Here is a 21,661-nt window from a genome sequence, read left to right as displayed (position 1 = left end):
AGCCCGCCTGACAATGTCAGGCGGGCTTTTCTCGTCTTGGCAAAGTTAGAGCGTCATGCGCCAGCACGATCATAGGTAAGATTGCGGGCGAGCCAGCAACCGATCGTCAAGCCCTTTACACAACCGTCGTCATGGCGACTGACCTGTATCGTCCATTCTCCCGGCGCCGGAGCATCCATCGAACGGCGGCAGGGCAGCGTCCACAGATCGTCCGCCACCGGATAAAGGGGCATCATTTCCCCCTCGCCGAGAAAACCCTCGAAAGAGCCGTAAAAAGCGCCATCGCTGCCAAGGATTTCGAATGTGGCCTCAAGTTCGCGGCAACGATAGCGACCGGCAATGTCCGGCTTCGCTGTACCGGTGACGCGTGTCACTGTGCCACGAAGGTTCTCACGCCAGCGCTCATAGCCGATCTCGTCACCGCGCCGAGTGACTGACATTGAGGACGAACCGGCAATGTCTGGTCCTTGCATGGAAAGTAGATCTGTTGTTCCACCATAAAGCGCTTTCAGACCGCCTTGCTCCGCGGCAAGTGTCAAAACAAGGCCCGTCTCGCGGTCGATGTAGCAACCGTCCCAGCCGCGCTCTGTGGCCTCCTCATTCTGCTGCGCACCGCTCTCTATGCCGAGAGCCGCCTTCATCAGCTTTGTCGCGGTGCCCTGCGCATTTCCCTCATGGTTGAAGAGGACGACAACAGACAGGCGCTCAGACGGTGCGTAGAGGCGATGTAGCCTGAATCCGCGCAGGCCCCCACCGTGACCGGTGGTCTGGATTTCGCCAATCATGTTGTGGGCAAGGCCATTGCCGTAGGGTGCGCCGCTGCCATCGGAAAATGTTTGCATCCGCGAGAGGCGCCGGTACACACTATTTTCGTCATCGCGCGTCTTGTCGATAAAACGCTCCCACGCCAGCATATCGTCAAGGGAAGCACAGATACCCGCGTCACCGCTCCAGTAGATGCGGTTTTGGGCGACAAAGAAGCCGACAATATCATTGCCTTCATGGCCGACCGCGACACCATGGCTCTGTGCTGTATTCGGCAGCAGTTCTGCTGTCTGCATGTCCGCACGGTTGAAGATTTTCTCGCGATAGAGTTCGCCAAGTGAACGCTGCGAAACCTCCTCGATAATGTCCGACAGGATACGAAAATTGCCGTTGGAGTAGGAATATTTGCTGCCAGGCGTAAAATGGGTGCTGCGCATGCGGTCAAACAGCGGCTTTGCGTCTTCTCGTCTGAAAATGCCCTCGGCGTCAGCGCCATGCAGCACAGTGAGAGCCCAATAATCCCTGAGGCCCGACTGGTTGTTGCACAGTTCACGGATGCTCGGTCTCTTCGTTTCCATGTTCGGCAGATATTTTTGAACAAGCGGATCGAAGCGATCCAGATCATGATCGAGGTCTTGCAGGATGGCGCATGTGAACTGCTTGCTGATGGAGCAGATCGGAAAACGGGTAGAGGCGGTCACGGCAAGATGCCGCTTGGGATCGGCATAACCCCAGACATGGCTAAGGATGGTTTTCCCGTCTTTGACGACCCCGATTGCTCCGCCGGGTCCACGCACGTGCTCGGCAATGCCCGCAGCCAGTCGTTCAAGGGCTGATTGATCTATAGAATGCATGGATTTTCCTGAAAGATATTGGCACCGGCGAACGGGCACCAAGGCGGATTGGTTGTTGCAATCATCCGAACGGGCGTTCGTGCTTCTCGCACTTGTCCCACCACGGCTCCGTGTTTTCAATGCTTTCATCGATATCAGACCGAAATGCATAATCGAAGTGGACACTTCGATATCTCGTTCGGAAATAGTCAGCGATCAGCGTCTCAAACAAGAAGGTACTGATAAATCATTGCAGTTCCACGTCAGACGGTACCAGCGTGTGCATCGTCAAGGCTGCCGTCGCGCTCCTGGCCTCGCCGTCATGAGGTCACCTTGACCCCGCGTCCATAGACCAGAAGCATGCCGACAATCACGGCACCGTAGATGATCTGGCGCCCGGCTTCTGGCATCTGCATGATCGACAGAACGGAGTTCAACAGCACGATCAGAACGACACCCACCAGCGTGCCGATATAGCGTCCCTGTCCGCCAAGGATTCGGGTGCCCCCCAGAACAACCGCTGCGATGGCTGGCAGAAGATAGGGCTGACCCATGCCCTGATAGGCCTTGGCGGAATAGCCCGCGAGCAGAACGCCGGCGATAGAGGCGCAGACTGCCGATGTCATGAAGGCCCCGATGATCACGAGACGGGTCCGGATGCCGGACAGATAGGCGGCAGCCTCCCGGTTGCCGGTTGCGTAAACGGAGCGACCGAATGCGGTGCGAGACAGCATCACCGCAATCACAACCGAGACCGCAAGCCAGACGTAGATCGCAACCGGAATGCCAAGCAGCCGGTCAGCCGCCAGATAGCGCATCAGCGGCGTGGCACGGTCCTGCGGCGCAAAGCCGCCGGTATGCGCGACCATCAATCCGCGCAAAACGGAATCCACACCCAGCGTGAAAATCATCGACGGAATGCGCAGATAAGCAACGCCAATGCCGTTCAGCAAGCCAACGAGCAATCCGACAACAATACCGACTGGCAGAGCCATATCTCCACCAACTGCCGTTGCCATCATGGCCGCTGCCGTCAATGTCCACGGCACCGAAAGATCGATATGGCCAAGAAGAATGACCATCATCATGCCGGCAGCGACGATACCGAGAAAGGCACCCGTCTGCAGTTGTTGCAAAAGGTAGTTCGGCGACAAGAGCGGAACCGTGCCCTGCGTCGCGATTGTATAGCCGGTCCCGATCGCAAGGATCACGACAATGAAGAGGGATGCAATGACAACCGGCTTGTTCTCAGGCTTCATGCGGGAAAGAAACGAGATCATGGGGTCACCCTATCGGAAGAGTTCGAGGCGGTTCTTCACGCGAAGCGTGCGGATTGCGCCAAGGCTGACAGCGGCCAGCAGAACCAGGCCCTCGATCAGCGGCTGAAGCAGCGGATCGATGGAAACAATACGGAAGTAAAAGGAGATTACCCGCAGGATGAACGCGCCGACCATCGAAGCAATCGCCCCGCCAGTCCCACCCAGCAGTGATGTCCCCCCGAGTACTACGGCTGCGATGGAGTTCAGCGTATAGGCTCCCGCCTGCATCACATCTGCATTGCCCGATGAAGTCTGGATCGCGATATAGAGCCCTCCGCAGCCAGCGAGAAAGCCTGCCATGGTAAAGGCGGCAATCTTGGCCCGGTTGATGGGCAGACCGGACATGAAAGCTGCCCCTTCCGCCGACCCGATGGCGTATGCCGTCCGCCCGGTGACCGACTTCTTGTAGGGAAGCCAGACGAAAACGGCGACAGCGGCAAGCAGGATGAGAGGTACCGGGATCCAGGCGATAGGTGCGAACCAGCCGGCATCCGGGTCGAACAACTGATAGGTATCGACAAAATCCCAGAGGCTGTTGGTGACGGCCCAGTTGAGATCGCCGTCAATATCGCCGCCCGGTTTGGGCCGGATGAAAAGTGCAAGGCCTATCGCGATCGCACCTGTTGCCAGCGTCACAATGATAGGCTGCAGCCGTCCGTAGACGACGATGATGCCATTCAGCATCCCGAATGTGGCACCGCATAGCAGGGTGAGAAACATGCCGAATACAATTTCGCTCGGGCTGCCATTGACGACCACTGAAGCAAGACAGGCGGTGAGCGTCATTACCGCCCCGACGCTGAGGTCGAGACCGCCCAGAAGGACAGGGACAGTCTCTGCCATCGCGACAAAGGCAATAGCCGCGGCCTCATTGGCGTTCTGGATCAGAACTGCCGAGGAAAAGCCGCGAGGATGCAGAATGTTGTAGATCAGATAGATGACGAGAAGCAGAACAAGGGCACCGTAAAAACCACGGTTTTGCCGTATCGTACTCAACAATGCGCCCGACCTGTTCATGCGTTCCCCTTCTGCAAACTGATTTTCTCTGAACTTGTATGTCCGCCAATATTCAGGGAGGCACTGACGATGGCTTCCTCGGTGATTGATGTGCCGGAAAGCTCTGCCGTGATGGCTCCGTCATACATGACCACAACACGGTCGCAGCATCCGATGAGCTCGGCATAATCTGTCGAATAGAACAGGATTGATTTGCCCTCGTCTGCAAGTTCACGGATCAATCGGTAGATCTCCTGCTTGGTGCCGACGTCGATCCCGCGTGTCGGGTCGTTGAGCAGAATGATATCCGGATTGGTCATCAGCCATTTGGCGATCACCACCTTCTGCTGGTTGCCGCCCGACAGTGTGGCCACGGCATCCGTTGGTTTATTGAGCTTGATACGAAGCTTGCTCACGCCTTCGCTCACCGCTGCATCTTCCAGCGACCGATCGATGAATGGGCCTTTGCTCACCTTGTCGAACGATGCGGCAAGCAAATTGTCGGCGATCGACATCGGCAGCATCAGTCCTTCGGTCTTGCGATCCTCCGGCACAAGCGCAATGCGTGTATCGCCGGTCTTGGCCGCATAGGGAGAGGCCGCCGCAACGGCATGGCCATTGGCCGTTATCTCGCCTTCAATGCCACGCAACACGCCGAAAAGCGCGAGCAAAAGTTCCTTCTGGCCCTGGCCATCAAGGCCACCGAGCCCAACGATTTCTCCCTTGCCTACATCGAGGTTGACCCCGTTCAGCTGCTGCTCCCAGGACAGGTTGCGCACGCTGAGACAGGCGGGGCGGTCGCCCGAGGCCGGTTTGACGGGAAAATGCGTCTCGACATCCCGACCGATCATCATGTGCACGATGTCACGGTCGCTTTTCTGGCCCTTCGCAAAGGTTTCGACATGATTGCCGTTACGGAAAACCGAAAGCGTGTCGCAAAGCTTTTCTACTTCGTTCATGCGGTGGGAAATGAAGAGGGACGCAATGTTGTCTGCCTTCAGGTCAGCCAGCAATCCGTAGACGACTTCAACATCGCGGCTTGTCAGCGCCGAGGTCGCTTCATCCAGAATGAGCATTTGCGGCGTCATGCCCAGCGCTTTTGCAATCTCCACCATCTGGCGGCGCGAAAGCGAGAGTTCGCGCACCAGCGAATTGGGGTTCACATCCTCGCATTTGATCCGTGCCAGCAGTTCCTCCGCGCGCCGACGCTGCGCACGGGCATCGATCAGACCGAAGCGGCGCGGCGGATCGGCAATCGAAATATTGTCGGCAACACTCAGATCCGGCATCAGCGACAATTCCTGGAAGATGCAGACGATGCCGGCTTTTGAAGCCTCCGATGGAGAGGAAAAATGAGCCGGTACCCCGTTGACGTACATGTCTCCCGCATCGGGTCTCAGCACACCTGATATGATCTTTATGAGGGTGGATTTGCCCGCACCATTTTCGCCGAGAATGGCGTGGATGCTGCCCCGGTGACAGGCGAAATTGACGTCTTCTAGCGCCTTCGTGCCGGAAAAATACTTCGAGATCCCCGAAAGCTGAACAAATGGATCTTTGGATTGCACCTGAACCTCCACGGCAAATTCCTCCGACGACAACCGTTTCGAGCGGATGCCGATACCGCCAGCTGTTTCCCGCCGCCACTGACGGCGGGAAAGCTGGATCGAGCGGACAAGTCTGCCTCGTGCAGATCGTCCGTTCTGCCGAGTGCGGTCAGTTCACGTCTGCTTCGTCCTTGGACATGATCGCAGGCCCGGAAATGTTCACACCGCAAGGCGGAAACTCGTTCACGGTGAAGAAGTTGTCCGGAAGATCCGACCAGTAGTTCTCACCGTCCTTGAGTTCCTTGTAGGTCGCCACCGGCAAGGGAACCGAGATCAGCTGGGGCATCGTATTGCCTTCCAGCGCCGAGACAGCGGCTTTCATGGCGATTGCCACCAATCCTGGAGATTGGCCGATGGATATCCCCTTCAGCCCTTCGTCGGAATGCATGGCAATCGCCTTGCGGAAACCGTTCTCGGATTCGCCAGCAACCGGTACCCAGGGATGACCGGCATCCTGAAGCGCCTGAATCACGCCATTGGAGCCACCCTGGCCGACCACGGCGTCGAACTGCCCGTGCACGGCAATCGCGTCGGCGACCACCTTCTGGGTGGTGCCATCATCCCAGTTTCCGACGACGGAGATCATGTCCCACTTGCCACCATCCTTCTCGAACACCTCGTTGATGCCGATCGAACGGTCACGGTCAACGGAATTGCCGGGCAGGCCTCTGACCTCGAGGATCTTTCCTTCCTTGACGCCCTTGGCATGCAGCTCATCCAGCGCGAACTGGCCCCACATGCGGCCCATTTCGAGCTGGTTCTCGTTGACCTGCATGACCTTGTCAGTGTCGAGAACATTGTCGAATGGCACCAGAACGACATTGTTCTTGTCCGCAAGTCTGATCACGCGGTCAAAGCCGTCCGGCGCCACCGCAATGGTGACGATCGCATCGTAACCCTGATTGATGAAGTCCTCGATGGCGCCGAGTTGGGCCGGGGCGTCCGTGCCCGTCGACACGACCTTGAACTCGGAGATCTTGTCCTTCATTGAAGGGTCTTCTGCGAAGGCCTTGGCCGTCTTGATCATCTGGATCCGCCAGGTATTACCCACGAAGCCGTTGACGATCGCGACCTTGAACGGACCTTCCTTGGCCTCCCATTTCATGAACTTGGTGTCGGCGTCCCATGGCGCAAAACATTCCGGTTCGACGCCCGGTCCCGAGACGACCTCAGGTCCGGCAAACGAAAGTCCAGCCGACAGCAACACGCCAGCGGTTGTTGTAATCAGTAGGTTTTTCAGTTTCATCACATTCTCCTCCCTTGGTGTTTCCACTCAGCCTGTGGGACTTGCAGCCCTTTGCGGCAATTCCCCCTATTCCCGCTTCAGGTCCTCCACCTGCAGCGACAAACGGTCTCCCTAATCATCGAAGTGGCGAAAGCCTGCTTCGAGATGGGTCTTCATCTTGTACTGATAGGCAACTCTGTCGCGCGCCTCGAGCGCGGCGATGATATCGGCATGCTCGCAATAGGTGGTCGTCGAGAAGGTTCGCCGCGTCTTGCCGCGGATCATGATTTTCAGAATCACCGGTTTCATGATCTTGTAAACGTCAAGGATGGCCTTGTTGCCCATCACCTGCATCAGACGCGTGTGGAAGCTGAAATCGGCCTCAGAAGCATCCACCATCGAGCCTGCATCACGCAGTTCGTCATTGGCGCGATGGAGTTCGGCAAGATCATCGGCGGTCAGCTTCTCCAGCAGCAGATCCACCGACGCAACCTCCAGGAAACCGCGGAAGCCCTGTATATCCATAAATGTGGAACGCGAGACTTCCAGCGTATTGAAGGAAAACAGATCGAGTGCCCGTTCCATGCGGTCATCGACGATAATGGCGCCGACCTTCGGTCTGACAGTCACAATTCCATAGGCTTTGAGAATGCGCATGGCCTCACGAACCGTATTCCTGCTGGACTGGAACAGTTCGCACAGCTCGCGCTCGGTGGGTAGGCTGTCGCCCACCTTCAATCCCCGCTCCGAGATCACGCCGCGAATATTGGCAACCATGACATCGACAGCAGAATGAGACGTCGGGCGGATGATGTCCGCCTCCTTCCCCTTGCTCGCTTGGGCCTCCGAGTGCTTTTCCGGATTTAAAGTATCGCCAGTCATGTCCCACCCATTTGTAGGACAAATTGTTATGGAGATAGAAGTTTCAAGTCAATAACGGCGATAAACCTCTTTATGTTCGCGGATTGAAGGCGTTGAATATACTTGTATAAAATATTTATCCAACAAATGCGTGAGAACGCATCAGGTTCAACTTGATGCGGCGCGCAAAAATAAGACTGTTTTTGTTGCATTGCGGCGGGATACTTTGTGCTCACCCGTTGCTGACATGGTCCTCTATGATGAGGTCTGCTGCCTTCTCTCCCACCATGATCGCCGGAGCGTTGGTATTGCCGGACGTCAGCGTCGGAAAAATCGAGGCATCGGCAATGCGTATGCCTTCAAGGCCATGTACGCGCAAACGGGCATCCACCACATCCACTTGTCTGTCAGGTCCCATGCGGCATGTGCCCACGGGGTGGAATACGGTCGACGCCCGCGCGCGGATATCGGCCATCAGCTCTTCGTCCGTACGAACGTCAGGACCAGGCGCAATTTCCGCATCGATGACTGAGGCAAGCGCCGGTGTGTCGGAAAACCGGCGTAACAATTTCGACGTTTCCAAGAGCTCCTGCAGGTCCTGATCGGTCGCGAGGTAATTGGGATGAATTTCAGGTGCGGCAAAGGGATCAGCAGAGCGAATGGCGAGGTATCCACGGCTCGTCGGACGTGTCGGTTGGCCAGACAGCAGAAAGCCCGGGAAGGGATCCGGGTTCATCAGCGGTCGCTTGCCGGGCGGCGCCTTGGTGTAGCTGACGGGGGAAAAGAACAGCTGAATGTTGGGATCGTCCAGTTCCGGTCGTGAGCGCACAAAACCACCGGCCTGATTGAGGCTGAGAGAAAGCGGCCCGCTCCGGGTCAGCACATAGCGCATGCCCTGCAACAGCTTGCCCCACCAGGGATAGAGCTGGTTGTTGAGTGTCGGCACCTTGGAGCGGAACAGGTAATCGATACACAGATGATCCTGCAGATTTCGGCCCACGCCCTCGGCAGCATGCAGCACGTCTATGCCTTTGCTGTTCAAAAGCTCAGCAGGGCCGATACCGGACAGTTGCAACAGCTGCGGTGAATTGATGGCGCCTGCCGCGAGGATCACTTCTCGGCGCGCAGACACACTCTTTTCCTGTCCGCTTTGCACAAACCGCACACCGCAAGCCCGCTTGCCCTCGAACAGCACTTTCGTGACATGGGCCTTCTTCTCGATCGACAGATTTGGGCGCCGAGCCGCAGGCCTGATATAGGCCCGCGATGCAGACATTCGCATGCCGTTTTTCATGGTGATCTGGTAGGATCCGAGGCCTTCCAGACTGGCGCCATTGAAATCGCGGTTATGCGGCAATTGCAGTTGGCTGCCGGCCTCTATGAAGGTCTGGCAAAGTGGGTGATGATCGCTGGCGACCGTCGACACATGCAACGGCCCGTCGCCACCGCGATAGGCGTCTGCCCCGCTATCATTGGTTTCCATCTTGCGGAAATAGGGAAGCACACCATCCCATCCCCAGCCGGAATTGCCCATATCCCGCCACCCGTCGAAATCGGATTTCTGTCCCCGCACATAGACCATGGCGTTGATTGAGCTCGATCCTCCCATCACCTTGCCGCGTGGCCAATAGGATACGCGGTCATCAAGCCCCGGATTTGGCTCGGTCATATACATCCAGTTGATGCTGCTCCGATAAAACGCCTTGCCATAGCCGATCGGCATCAAGATCCATGGATGATTGTCGCTGCCTCCAGCCTCAAGCAGCAGCACCGTGTATTTTCCGTTTTCCGTCAACCGGTTGGCAAGCACGCATCCTGCAGATCCGGCCCCGACGACGATGAAATCGAATTCCGACATGGAGCACCCCAGTCTTCGAGGTTCTGGCTTATGCAGCCGGTGAGGCGTCGATCACGAAGAGCTTGCGTATATGTTCGTGAATCACCCACTCACCGGTCCAGCCCTGTGGCAGGACCAGAAGATCGCCCGGACCGATGTCCCTCGTGCCGCTTCCATCACCATTGGTGACCGATGCGCGACCGGAAAGAATGTGGCAATATTCTCCTGCTTTCGTCCGATCAGCGGTGAAATGCCCAGGCATGCATTCCCAAACGCCGATCGTTGTATGTCCATCGGCAGAGGTCCAAAGCACGCTGCTCGCCTCTTGTTGTCCCGCTGTTAAAGACGTGGGTTTGTCGGCAAAAGAACCGAGCGCCTGGTTGGCGAGATCGGCGAAGACTTTGAGGTCGATCATGGAGACATGTCCGGATGTTGAGAGAATAAAAATTGCGGCGGCGGATGACATCAAGCGCATCCAGACCGCCGCAGAGGGAAAATCAGCCTCGAGGCCTCTTCTGCTGGCCGAAGGCCTGCACGAGAACCATGAGGAATGTCGTTACGCAGATCATCAGGGTCGAGATCGAGGCAATGGTCGGGTCGATCTGATCGCGAAGTGCATTGAACATGTTGCGGGTCAGCGTCGGATTGTCTCCGCCCGAGATGAACATAGCCACGACCACTTCGTCAAAGGATGTGAGGAAGGCCAGCAACGCACCGGTGACAACGGCAAACCGGATCTGTGGCAGTGTAATGGTGACAAAGGCCTTCCAGCGCGGTGCTCCGAGGCTGCGCGCGGCATCCTCCTGGCTCATGTCATAGCTCTTGAGCGCAGAACCGATGACAATGACCACCAGTGGTAAGGCGAGCACAGTGTGCGCCAGCACCAGTCCCAGCAAGCTGTAGAGTATGTCGAGCTTCACATAGGCATAGAATACGCCGATTGCCACCAGAACCAGCGGCACCATCATCGGCGTGATGAGCAACACGAAGATCTCGCGCACGAACCGGTTGCGCGAAGTGTGAAGCCCGTAGGCGGCCAGCACGCCGATTGGCGTCGCGACGAGCATGGTCAGAAACGCGGCCTTCAGGGACGTCCAGGTTGCCTGCATCCAGTCCGGAGAGCTGAAATAGTGCTCATACCAGCGCAGTGACCAGACCTTTGGTGGAAATTCCAGATACTGGCTGTCGGAGAATGACATCGGAATGACGATCAGCGTGGGCGCGAGAAGCAGGATCATGATGATCCCTGACAGGATGTAGAGCCACAGGCGCTGGCCATGCGTGATTTGGGTGTCGGTGGCAGGTTTTCTTAGCCAGCTAAACATCAGTGGCTCCCTCCGGCGATCTGTTCGAGCTTAAGGAAGCGCGAGGCGAGCCACAGAATGGCCATGGTCAGCACCAACAGCACCACACCGAGTGCACTTGCAGCACCCCAGCTGACGAACAACTCGATATTGGAGACGATCTTCATCGAAACCAGGATTACCTTGCCACCGCCCAACACTGCCGGCGTGACAAAAAAGCCGAGGCAAAGGATGAATACCATCAGGGCGCCGGCGAAAAGGCCAGGCGTCGTGAGCGGAAAGAAAACGTCCCAAAAGGCCCGGCGTGGGCTGGCGCCCAGATTGGCGGCTGCCTTCAGGTAATTGCTGTCAACCGCCTTCATTGAGCCATAGACCGGCAGGATCAGGAAGGGCAGCATGATATGAACCATGCCGATCAGCGTGCCTGTGAGATTATAGACCAGCGATAGCGGTTCATCCCATAGCCCAAGCGACATGCCCCAGGTGTTGATGAGCCCGCGCGACTGCAAAAGGACCAGCCACGCGTATGTTCTCACCAGCAGCGAGGTCCAGAAGGGCAGAAGAACTGCAATCATGCAGATGCTGGCCATCCGAGCGGGTAGTTGGGACAGAAAATAGGCAAGCGGATAGCCGATCAGGATACAAAGTCCCGTCGTCAGAATGCTGACTTTAAAGGTCGTCTCGAAGATCCGGTAATAGGAGCGCCTTGTGATCATGCGCTCGTAGTTTTCCAGCGAGAAATGCCCGTCGCTGCCAAGAAATGATACGTAAAAAAGCCAGCCCACCGGAATGACGAGGACGACAAGGACCATCAGGATGGCCGGCGAGCTGAGGCCGAAAAGCTTCAGCCGCTCCATGCGATCATCAGAGCGCAGACCGGCCTCGTTGGCCCGGGGAGCATGGGCAGCTTGCGTCTCTCCGCTTGCCTGCAAAACGGCCATATCAAACCTCGCTTCCATCGATCAGGACCGTATCCTCAGGCGCAAGGGTCAAAGTCACCTTGTCGCCAACCGCAGGCAGGGCGGAGAGGGTGCCACCGCGCACGCCGCCGCGTACCGCAATCTCGGTGCCGCTCTCAAGCCGGGCGTGCAGAAGATAACTGTCGCCCTGATAGACAACTTCCGTTGCGGTTGCGGTAAAGTTGTTGGCGTTCTCGCGCGGTCCATCGGGTGACACCGTGATACGCTCGGGCCTGATCATCAGCGTCAACTCTGCTGTCGTCGGCGGCGCATCAGCCATCTTGAGCGGCATGCCAAGATATGTGACGGCAGCACCGTCGCGCTGGACGGGCAGAAACGTGGAATCGCCAATGAAGTCGGCGACGAAACGGTTGGCCGGGCGCTCGTAGAGATCGCGCGGCGTGGCAAGCTGCATGATGCGCCCCTTGTTCACCACCGCAATCCGATCGGACATGGTCAGCGCTTCGCGCTGGTCATGGGTCACATAAACGGTCGTCATGCCAAGTTTCTCATGCAGATGTCGAAGCTCGATCTGCATCTGGTCGCGCAGTTTCTTGTCGAGCGCAGAAAGCGGCTCGTCCATCAAAAGAATACGGGGTTCGAAAACGATGGAACGCGCGAGTGCAACGCGCTGTTTCTGGCCGCCCGAAAGCTGGTCGATCTGGCGGTCGCCATAGCCGCCCAGCTGCACAGTTTCCAATGCCTCGTCGACCCTGCGCGCAATCTCGGCCTTTGCCACCTTTCGAAGCCGCAGTGGATAACCGACATTGCCGGCAACGGTCATATGCGGGAACAAAGCATAGGATTGAAATGTCATGCCAAGGCCACGCAGATGCGGCGGCATGCGGATGACTTCTTCCTCGCCGAATTTAAGGCTGCCGCAATCGGGTCGGGTGAAGCCCGCCAGCACCATCAAAAGTGTGGTCTTGCCAGAGCCCGACGGACCGAGGAGCGTCAGAAATTCACCGCTCTTTACGCTTAGAGAAACGTTGTCCAGGGCATTTACCGGACCATAGGTCTTGGTGACGCCGCTGACCGATATCGGCAATGCTTTTCTTTTGTGCGACGGCACTGTGCTCTCCCTTGTATGTTTTTCGGAGCGGGCGCCGTGCGCCCGCTCCTCATTGCTCAGGTCCGCCGGCTGACTATTCCGTCAGCATTTCCTGATACATTTCCGACGCAGTTGTCTCCCATTTGGTGTACCATTCCAATGAGATAGGCAACTGCATTTCGGCATTGGCAGGCGAAGACGGCAAGCCCTTGGCTGTCGCTTCGTCGATCTCTCCGGTGTCAAAAGCGGCCTTGTTCGTCGGGCCGTAGGTGATGTATTTGGGTAGGTCGTCCTGATATTTGGCCTTGGAGATCTCTGCCAGGAATTTCATGGCAAGCTCCTTGTTCGGCGCGCCCTTCGGAATGCCGAAGCAATCATAGTCGAGCAGTCCCTGATTGAAGGAATAGGCGACCTTCGCACCGTCCTTTTTGGCGTTGTCAAAGCGACCGTTCCAGCCGGTCGTCATATCGACTTCACCGTCCTTCATCAGCTGTGCCTGCTGAGCGCCCGAAGACCAGAACACCGAGATATTGGGTCGCAATTCGCGGATCTTGTTGATGGCGCGTTCGATGCCTTCCTCGGAGTCCAGTACCTTGTAGACATCTTCCGGTGCAACGCCGTCGGCCATCAGAGCGGGTTCGAGAGCGCCTGCGACCTTGTTGCGATAGGCACGTTTGCCCGGAAACTTTTTCACGTCCCAGAAATCGGCCCAGCTTTGCGGGCCTTTGTCGCCATAGGTCTTGGTGTTCCAGGCGTAGACCGTCGAAAAGACGTCGCTGCCCACACAGTATTTGGAGTAAAGGCCTGGATAGAAATCCGAGACGTCGATGATGTCATAGTCGAGCGGCTCGAGAAGTCCCTCGTCGCCGGCACGGGCAGCGGAACCCGATCCACTTGCCACGACATCCAGCGTCACCTTTCCTGTGGCGACCTGCAGTTTGACGTCGGACATGCCGCCATAGGTTTCCTGCTTGACCGTGATGCCCATTTCCTTGGCGGCCGGCTCGAACAGCGCTTTGCTTTCTGCGTCCTGAAATGAGCCGCCCCAAGAAGCGACAGTCAAGTCCTCGGCCTGCGCGATCGCCGTTGTGGCGAGCAGCGTTGATGCCAACGCCATTATCAAATTCAGTTTCATTGTCAGTCCTCCTGTCAGATCTTCGCCGCTTGCTGCGACCCCCGGTCTGCGTTTTTTATTCCTGCGGATCGACCAGGTCCGCACGGTTGAACTTCCCTTGAAGCGTATCGCAGTCTTTCAGACTGCACTCTGACGCTCCGCCTCTAATCTCCTGCGTTGGGGCGGCGTCCGCGCCAGACCAACGCAGAGTGATTGGCTATGCCGCCCGGCCTGCTTTTTGCCATTGCCGGTCGTCCATCCACCGGTAATAGGCAACGGCTGCAGGCAGAAACCATGGCTTTCCGGTGTAGAGCGGCCGGGTCGGGTGAACCATGTCGTCGAAAGCGGTTTGTCCCTCAGGCAGACCGAGCACCTTTTGACCGGTGCGCATGCCAAGATAGCTCGCCATCGAAACGCCCGAACCACAGTAGCCAACGGCATAGTGAACGCCGTCGTGATGGCCGGTATGAGGCAGCTCATCGAAACTGTAGGCAACGGTGCCGCTCCAGGCATGGGAGATCTTGGTGCCGGCAAGACTTGGGAAAATCCGGCACATATGGTGATGCAGCAGCGGCGCGGACGCGACGGGATCGCTTTCGGCGGCGCGCACGCGACCTCCAAAAGCAATGCGCTTGCGATCGGGTGTGGCGCGGTAATAGTAGAGAACCTTGCAGGTATCACTCGCGATCCGGTCTGTCGGGAAGAGCTCGTCGACGATAGACTGCGGCAGTTCTTCGGTCGCGATGATGTAACTGCCGATCGGAATGATCCGTCGGCGGAGCCATGGCATAAGGTCCGTCGTGTAGCCGTTGGTGGCGACGATGACCTGTCCCGCTCGCACCTCGCCCTTTGCCGTCTGCACCTTGAAGCCGGAGGATGTCCGCTCGATGGATGTTGCAGCCGATTTCCCGACAATCTTCGCGCCGGCATCGATGGCCAGACGCAGGAGTTCCCGGTGCAGTTTGGCTGGATGAACGGAGCAATGTTTGGGATATACAACCCCGCCGAAATAGCTGTCGGTGCCCAGTTCGGTGCGCTGTTCACTGCGCGGCACGGGGAAGCACTCGATGCCTTCTTTCAGCCGCATCGTTTCTGCGTCGCGCACGAGTACTTCGTAATGTTGTGGTGTGTGGGCCGCGTGGTAGCGCCCGGCGCGTCGGAAATCGCAGTTCAGCCCCTCGCCTTCGACGAACATGCCGAACCACTCCAGCGCCTGTTTCCCTTCGCCGCGAATGGCTTGGGCTTTGTCAGAACCGAACTTCTCCGTCAGCTTGGCGAGTGAGGGTTTCACGCTCGTACTGATCTGGCCGCCATTGCGGGTGCTGCAGCCAAATCCCGGATCTTCAGCATCGACAACCAAGGTTGAGAGCCCGCCGCGAGCCGTAACGATTGCTGCATTCAGTCCTGTGTAGCCGGCACCGATGATCAGCACGTCCACCGTTTCCGGTGGTGCAATCGTCAACTCGGGCGCTGCCGGCAACTGTTCGTGCCAGAAGGGTGTGCGACGAATATCCGTAAGATCAACAGTCATTCCGTTCCCCGAGAAGCGCGTCAATCCATGACAGACAAACATCGCGCCGTTAAATGAAGGCTAGTCCAGCATTGGACTACGGTTCATATCCAATTTGATAAAATGGCCAGACCAATTCTTGGTGCCGGTCATTTTCATATTCCGTCTATTGGAAAACGGGTACCGGGACATATGCCCCGGCACAGTAAGGGAGGTTCTAACCTCACGTGATGTTGGCCAGCGCTTCCGGCATCCAATGGACTTCGCGGCGGCTGGCCTTGAAGAAACACTTTCCATACCTGGCCAACTGGTCATGATCGATTTCGAAGCCGAGGCCGGGTGTCTGCGGCATGTCGAACCAGCCGTGATCATGCAGGAACGGTTGCTTGATGATCGCATCACGGCCTTCCGGAACCCAGCCGGGTTCATTCAGGGGATACTCGAACACCATTTCGGTCGCAAAGCCGCTGGCGGCAAAGACGTGGGCGTTGATGATGAAACCGAAGCCATTGGTCCAAGTATGGGAGGAGAACTTCACGCCCTCTTCGCGGCAGAGTTTGGCAATCGCAAGACTTTGTTTGACGCCGCCCGTAAACATCGCGTCGGGTTGATAGATGTTGTAGCACCGCATCTTGATCATGCGGGCGAGCTCGCGATACCCCATCAGATGCAGTTCACCACCGGCAACCGGCACGCGCGAATAGGCCGTAAGCCTTGCCATGTCTTCGTGCCACTCCCCGAAAAGAGGCTCCTCAACCCAGGCAAGTTCGACGTCGGCTGCGGCATCGACAAAGCGCTTGGCGCGCTCCAGAGACCAGAGCGGCGCGTCGGCCTTTGCCGTCAGGCGAAAGGCCTGGTTGCAGTCGACCGAGATCTTCATGCGACCCTGCATGTGTTTGGCGACATCGGTTATGTGCGCGATATCGACTTTCTCGTCGAAGTCATGCACGCGTATTTTCATCGTATCGAAACCATCGGCCAACCGTGCCTCGGCCTCTTCGCGACGGGCGCCTGTGTCGCGCAGTTCTCCGGAAGAGGCATAGAGCCTCAGGCGATCGTCTGTTCCGCCGAGCAATTTGTAGAGCGGCACTCCGGCATTCTTCGCCTTGATGTCCCAAAAGGCGGGCTCCAGCCACCAGTTGAAATTGCCGCCGACAGCCATGATGTGGATACGCTCGGCGAGCCGGTCGATATTTTCCGGATCCTGACCGAGAAAGAGGTCTGCAAGGGTGTGGCCAATCCCGGCGCGTTCGCGCCCTGCACCGGTAAAGCCGCTCCAGCCTTCCACGCCGTCGTCAGTGACGAAGCGGACGAGATAGAAGGATACGGTCGTGCGTACAGTCCCGGGGATCCATGACGGGGAAAACGGCGCCGGAAGCGGCGCGTTCACATGATAGAGTTCGATACGATCAATCACTTGCATTGGCGACCTCTTGTACAATCTGGAACTTGCGCGTCCGCAGCATTGGAGTGAATGTCGCAATCGGTCGGCAGAATGGTGATCATGATTGCACTCCAGACCAACCACTCAAATATCTGCGCATCATCTGAAACAACTGAAATATATGAGTGTCTGGACGTCGTGGATCGAAAGCTAGTGTGCCATTGGTCGATTAAGGATATCCAATTTGATAAAAATATCAGACCAATTGTTTGCGAAGATCTGGCAGCTCGCAAAGGATGTCGAGACCTGAGCGTATATCGTCAGGAGAGGCGCACCCGAAACCGAAGACGATACCCTTGCGCGCAATCGGCGTAAGACAATAGCGGCTTAACGGGGCCAGAGTGACACCGTGCGCTGCGGCTTGGCTGACCAGTTCGGCTTCGTTAATGCCTTCGGCGAGATAGGCTGTCGTGTGGAAGCCACCGGTTGTCTCTTGCATCGCGAGTGCGCCGCTCAGGCGCTTTGCTCCCTGCAGCAAGACATCGTAGCGTGCCTTGTAGAGTTTGCGCATCATGCGGATATGCGTGGCGAAATGCCCCTCGTCCATGAAATCGGCAACGGTCGCCTGTGTACTGGTGGCGGGCCCACTGACCCATGACATGAAAGCCTGGTCGAATGCATCGACAAGGCGCGGTGGCACGACCACAAAGCCGAGCCTCAGCGAGGGGAAAAGCGATTTTGAAAAGGTACCGACATGCAAGACCCGCTCTTCGGTATCGATGCTTAAGAGTGCAGGCTGAGGCGCGTTGCCGAAATAGAATTCGCCATCGTAGTCGTCTTCCACAACATAGGCCCGGGCCTCGCCGGTCGCTTTCAAAAGTTCGAAACGGCGGCTGAGCGACATCACATGGCCGAGTGGCTGCTGATGCGAGGGGGTGACAAAGGCGATCCGGAAATGCGGTGCCTTTGCCAGGCCGTCCCGCACCACGAGCCCTTCGGAATCGACATCGACCGGCACCAGTTCTGCCCCTTCTGACAGGAGCGCGTTACGGGCGCCCGAAGCGCCCGGGTTTTCCATCCAGACGCGGTCGCCCGGATTAAGAAGCAGCTTGCCGATCAGGCTGAATGCATGCTGGGCACCGGATGTGATGAAGATCTGCTCCGGGTCGCAAGTGATCCCTTTGAGCGCGCTCAGATGCATGGCAATTGCGCGCCTGAGCGGTCTGTAGCCTTTCGGTTCCCCGTAGCCCATCACGTTGCTGCGCTCGGCGCGCAAGTGGCGGGCGGAAATGCGTGACCAGTGGACAAGGGGAAAGGCATCCAATGCGGGTAGAGCGGTTAGAAAAGCCTTGGGTCTGTGTGGCAACCAGGCTCGCGGTGCATAGGATTTTTCGGCATGGTTGATGGTGTAAGCAAGGCGCGGTATTCCGGCCTCGCCCTGCACGGGATCAACCGCAACCGGGCCTGGTCTTTGATGTTCCAGGATATCGCTAACGAAAGTGCCAGAGCCGACCCGCGAGACCAGCATGCCCTCGCCGGTTAGCCGTTCGATTGCGTCGATCACTGTGGTGCGCGATACGCCCGTTTCCGCGGCAAGCGTGCGTGTCGCCGGCAAGCGCTCGCCTGGCCGCAGACCGCCTGTCAGGATGATTTCCCGAAGCGCCAGATATAGCTGCACGCTGACGCTTTGCCGGGACGAGCGGTCCAGCTTGATCGCGGAAAGCAGAACTCCGGCCGCTTGCTTCATGACATTGCTCCGTTCAATTGGTCTGCCGCTTTTGCCGCAATGGACGTGTCCACCAGACCACTAATAGCACAGTTTAGGATCGAGTTTGGCAAGTCAATTCAGCGGTCGGTCGGCGATGAAAATCGAGAAAATTGAAACTTTCACCAACGAATTCATCAGTTTCGTGCGAGTTACATCGGACGATGGTTCTGAAGGATGGGGCCAGGTCGCGCCTTATTGTGCCGACATCACAGCGGAAGTTCTACACCGTCAGGTCGCGCCTTATGTGCTGGGCATGGACTGTTTCGATATTGATGAAATGCTCGACCTTGTCCGTGACCGCGAACACAAGTTTCCAGGCGCCTATCTGCGTCGCGCCATGGGCGGCGTGGACACGGCACTCTGGGACATGCGTGGAAAGCTGGAAGCGCGTCCGGTCTGCGAACTGATCGGCGGCACAACTGGCAAGATCCGCGCCTACGCCTCCTCCATGAAGCGTGACGTCACCCCGGCTGCAGAAGCAGATCGCTTTTTGAAACTTCGTGACAAACATGGCTTCGACGCCTTCAAATTCCGCATCGGCGCTGAAGTCGGCCGGAACAGGGATGAGTGGCCAGGTCGCACGGAAGAGATTGTCCCGCTTATCCGCAAGTCACTCGGTGGTGAGGCGACGCTGCTGGTCGACGCCAATTCCTGTTATTCGCCCGACAAGGCGATCGAGGTTGGCAAGATGCTGGAGGACCATGGAATTTCGCATTACGAGGAGCCTTGCCCTTATTGGGAGTTCGACCAGACCAGGCAAGTGACCGAAGCGCTCGACATCGATGTCACCGGCGGCGAGCAGGATTGCATGCTGGCCAACTGGAAGGGCATGATCGACGGACGCATCGTCGACGTCTTGCAGCCGGACATTTGCTATCTGGGCGGCATCGCGCGAACACTCAGGGTCGCGAAGATGGCGGAAGCAGCCGGTATGCCAATCACGCCGCATGCCGCCAACCTTTCCATGGTGACGATCTTCACGATGCATCTATTGCGCGCGATCCCGAATGCCGGAAAATACCTCGAATTTTCTATCGAAGGTCTCGATTATTACCCTTGGCAGCAGGGTCTGTTCGTCAACGATCCCTACGTGATATCAGATGGCCATGCGACGGTGACGGATGCTCCCGGCTGGGGCATCGAGATAAGCCCCGATTGGCTCTCAAAGTCGCAATATAAGGTCAGCGCGCGCTAGCAGCGCGTTGGGAGTGCAGCCGAACCTGCCCAAGAAGCGTAGGAAGCTCGCCGTCACGTGAGATACGGCGCCTATTGCCAATAAAAGTCAGTACATGACGATCATTCACCTTTATATAGCAGTGGATCTCATTGTGATTTCCATTGCGATATCGCCGTCCGATGGAAGTCGACTGGCGTGTCAAAGCGCGTAAAATCAGTGGGGGGACCTACCTTTACGGGGGTGAAGGTATGGGGAGGGGCCGCATGCCTTTTTGGCGCGCGGCCCCATTTTTTGCCTTTGCGTCGAGCGGCCACTTGGGTGCGCTCACCTGAGCGCCGCCTTTTCTCGCGTCAACACAAATCGACTGTGCCGTTCGGGTTGCCGAAACAGGATAAGCGACTTATCACGCGGGCTTCGATGTTCAGCGTGTGGAATGCAGCTTATGGCCCAACAGACAAACTGGCGTGATGCCGAATCCAAAGCGAACCAATTTGCTATGGACTGGGGAAGCCAGGAACCCGGCGGCGCAATCGTTGCCTTCGATGCATCCGGCATCCGCTTCGCGGTCGCCAATGGGCTGGCCAGCCTCTCGTCCGGTGCTTCCTTCACACCGAAGACGGTAGTTCGCTACGCCTCCGTCACCAAACACGCCTTTGCTTGCCTCGTGCTGTCGCACCCGGAATTGATCGCTCTTGATGATCCTTTGGGCAAGCATGTGCCCGAATTGAAAGAGCCACTGGCAAGCGTCACAGTCGGGCAGGCGCTGGATATGAGCGGAGGTCTGCCAGATGCGCGTGAGTGCTTCACCTTGTTGGGACTGTCAGTCTACACGGACACGCAAGCACAACCGATCCTCGACTATCTCGCCCGCCTTGAACGTCTGAATTATGTGGCGGGAACCGAGGTATCCTATTCCAATACCGGTTATCGTCTGGTCGAGGCGGCGCTTGAACGCCGTGGCATCTTTTTTCGCGATTTCATTCAAACGCGCAGTGCAGCCCTTGGCGTGGAAATGGATGCCCCGGATGTCTGGAACGACACTGTAAAAGGTCTTGCACCCGGTTACTGGCATGATGGGAAGAGCTGGCAGCTTGCTTCAGCCGGCCTGCACATCTCCGCATCCGGCAGCATGACGGGCAGTGCCGAGGCACTGGCGACATGGGCGAAGGCTTTGATGTTAGGTGAAGGCGACTATGCCGGCGTGCTGGATGCGCTGTCTGCGGAACGGCATCTGAATGACGGTCGCGCTACCGGCTATGGTCTGGGGCTTCGCACCTCCATGCTGGGCGAGCGCAGCCTGGTCGGGCACGGCGGCTCGCATCCCGGGTACAAGAGCCACTTCCTGATCGACCGGAAATCCGGTGTCGGAATTGCGGTCGTCACCAATCGTGAAGACGCAAACGGCTTTGCCATCGCTTTTGAAACGCTGGCCACCCTTTTGGGTGAACCGTTGCCGACCGTCGCGACAAGCTTGCCCGACGGCATCTATGTCGCAGAAGCCGGGCCGCTTTGGGCAGAGGTCAATGGAAGCGCCATCACCTGCCTGGATGCCGGTGAAACACTTTATGAGGATGGAGACGGTTGGGTGTCGTCCCGCTCGGCCTCTCTGCCGATCCGGCTCAAGGCAAACGGCGATGCCATAGAGGGTTGGATCGGTCACGTGGCCTGTCGTCTCGACCCGGCAGGCAATGAGCCTGTGTCTCCTGCTCTTGCCGGACATTGGTCATCGGATGAAGGCGCGAGCTTCAAGATCGAAAATGGCGAGTTGATAATGGGTGTCGGCCCGACGCGATCAAGAATGCCGCTGCGCGGGCTTGGCAAAGGTCGTTATTTGTTCTCCCTCGTCGATGGTCCTTGGAAGAAACGTGTCTGTTTGCATGTGATCGCCGACAACCGTGTGGAACTCGTCCTGAGCCGGGCACGTATGATCGAATATGTGAAAGCCGGCTAA

The 21,661-nt window shown here is 57.5% G+C and carries 17 protein-coding genes; 2 read left to right on the top strand and 15 right to left on the bottom strand.

Features of this window, described 5'->3' with window-relative positions; genetic code table 11:
• Positions 1 to 53 precede the first annotated feature (53 nt).
• The 15 genes from ACQQ2Q_RS07815 to ACQQ2Q_RS07745 all read right to left on the bottom strand — a co-directional run bounded on the left by ACQQ2Q_RS07815 (position 54) and on the right by ACQQ2Q_RS07745 (position 18,512).
• On the bottom strand, positions 54 to 1,619 hold the full coding sequence (locus ACQQ2Q_RS07815) for a D-aminopeptidase (protein ID WP_428186439.1): 1,566 nt from the start codon (positions 1,617 to 1,619) through the stop codon (positions 54 to 56).
• Between the two features lie 299 nt (positions 1,620 to 1,918).
• Entirely contained in the window at positions 1,919 to 2,878 is a 960-nt protein-coding gene (locus ACQQ2Q_RS07810) for an ABC transporter permease (RefSeq protein ID WP_428186438.1), read from the bottom strand.
• Positions 2,879 to 2,887: 9 nt separating this feature from the next.
• Positions 2,888 to 3,934: an ABC transporter permease gene (locus tag ACQQ2Q_RS07805; protein WP_428186437.1), complete on the bottom strand. Its 1,047-nt coding sequence runs from the start codon at positions 3,932 to 3,934 to the stop codon at positions 2,888 to 2,890.
• Positions 3,931 to 5,481: a sugar ABC transporter ATP-binding protein gene (locus tag ACQQ2Q_RS07800; protein ID WP_428186436.1), complete on the bottom strand. Its 1,551-nt coding sequence runs from the start codon at positions 5,479 to 5,481 to the stop codon at positions 3,931 to 3,933. Before ACQQ2Q_RS07800 ends, ACQQ2Q_RS07805 begins: the two co-directional genes overlap by 4 nt.
• 148 nt (positions 5,482 to 5,629) lie before the next feature.
• Positions 5,630 to 6,766, bottom strand: coding sequence for a sugar ABC transporter substrate-binding protein (locus tag ACQQ2Q_RS07795; RefSeq protein ID WP_428186435.1), 1,137 nt, complete (start codon positions 6,764 to 6,766; stop codon positions 5,630 to 5,632).
• Positions 6,767 to 6,877: 111 nt separating this feature from the next.
• Positions 6,878 to 7,627 carry a FadR/GntR family transcriptional regulator gene (locus ACQQ2Q_RS07790; RefSeq protein WP_428186434.1) on the bottom strand — a complete coding sequence of 250 codons (750 nt, stop codon included), beginning with the start codon at positions 7,625 to 7,627 and terminating at the stop codon, positions 6,878 to 6,880.
• 211 nt (positions 7,628 to 7,838) lie between these two features.
• Positions 7,839 to 9,464, bottom strand: coding sequence for a GMC family oxidoreductase (locus ACQQ2Q_RS07785; RefSeq protein WP_428186433.1), 1,626 nt, complete (start codon positions 9,462 to 9,464; stop codon positions 7,839 to 7,841).
• A gap of 28 nt (positions 9,465 to 9,492) precedes the next feature.
• Positions 9,493 to 9,858 (bottom strand): cupin domain-containing protein, encoded by a 366-nt coding sequence (locus ACQQ2Q_RS07780; protein ID WP_428186432.1) that lies wholly within the window; start codon positions 9,856 to 9,858, stop codon positions 9,493 to 9,495.
• 82 nt (positions 9,859 to 9,940) lie between these two features.
• Positions 9,941 to 10,768, bottom strand: a complete 828-nt coding sequence (locus ACQQ2Q_RS07775) for an ABC transporter permease (protein ID WP_428186431.1) — start codon at positions 10,766 to 10,768, stop codon at positions 9,941 to 9,943.
• Complete coding sequence (locus ACQQ2Q_RS07770) at positions 10,768 to 11,706, bottom strand: ABC transporter permease (protein ID WP_428186430.1); 939 nt, start codon at positions 11,704 to 11,706, stop codon at positions 10,768 to 10,770. The genes ACQQ2Q_RS07775 and ACQQ2Q_RS07770 overlap by 1 nt, the downstream gene beginning before the upstream one ends.
• Complete coding sequence (locus ACQQ2Q_RS07765) at positions 11,690 to 12,778, bottom strand: ABC transporter ATP-binding protein (RefSeq protein WP_428186429.1); 1,089 nt, start codon at positions 12,776 to 12,778, stop codon at positions 11,690 to 11,692. Before ACQQ2Q_RS07765 ends, ACQQ2Q_RS07770 begins: the two co-directional genes overlap by 17 nt.
• Before the next feature lie 73 nt (positions 12,779 to 12,851).
• The gene (locus ACQQ2Q_RS07760; RefSeq protein ID WP_428186428.1) at positions 12,852 to 13,892 is read right to left on the bottom strand and encodes an ABC transporter substrate-binding protein; all 1,041 of its coding nucleotides are present in this window, start codon (positions 13,890 to 13,892) and stop codon (positions 12,852 to 12,854) included.
• Positions 13,893 to 14,088: 196 nt separating this feature from the next.
• A complete protein-coding gene (locus ACQQ2Q_RS07755) occupies positions 14,089 to 15,402 on the bottom strand; it encodes an NAD(P)/FAD-dependent oxidoreductase (protein WP_428186427.1) in 1,314 nt (437 codons plus the stop codon).
• A 202-nt stretch (positions 15,403 to 15,604) separates the two neighbouring features.
• Positions 15,605 to 16,804, bottom strand: coding sequence for a mandelate racemase/muconate lactonizing enzyme family protein (locus tag ACQQ2Q_RS07750; protein WP_428186426.1), 1,200 nt, complete (start codon positions 16,802 to 16,804; stop codon positions 15,605 to 15,607).
• Positions 16,805 to 17,021: 217 nt separating this feature from the next.
• Positions 17,022 to 18,512, bottom strand: a complete 1,491-nt coding sequence (locus ACQQ2Q_RS07745; RefSeq protein WP_428186425.1) for a PLP-dependent aminotransferase family protein — start codon at positions 18,510 to 18,512, stop codon at positions 17,022 to 17,024.
• 115 nt (positions 18,513 to 18,627) lie between these two features.
• Here ACQQ2Q_RS07745 and ACQQ2Q_RS07740 point away from each other — a divergent pair, with 115 nt between their 5' ends.
• The gene (locus ACQQ2Q_RS07740; protein WP_428186424.1) at positions 18,628 to 19,728 is read left to right on the top strand and encodes a mandelate racemase/muconate lactonizing enzyme family protein; all 1,101 of its coding nucleotides are present in this window, start codon (positions 18,628 to 18,630) and stop codon (positions 19,726 to 19,728) included.
• Positions 19,729 to 20,152: 424 nt separating this feature from the next.
• Positions 20,153 to 21,661 (top strand): serine hydrolase domain-containing protein, encoded by a 1,509-nt coding sequence (locus ACQQ2Q_RS07735; RefSeq protein WP_428186423.1) that lies wholly within the window; start codon positions 20,153 to 20,155, stop codon positions 21,659 to 21,661.

Source organism: Agrobacterium sp. ES01, from assembly GCF_050320885.1.
GTDB lineage: Bacteria > Pseudomonadota > Alphaproteobacteria > Rhizobiales > Rhizobiaceae > Allorhizobium.
The sequence above is the reverse complement of the archived record's forward strand: the minus strand, read 5'-3'. Positions and strand labels throughout refer to the sequence as shown.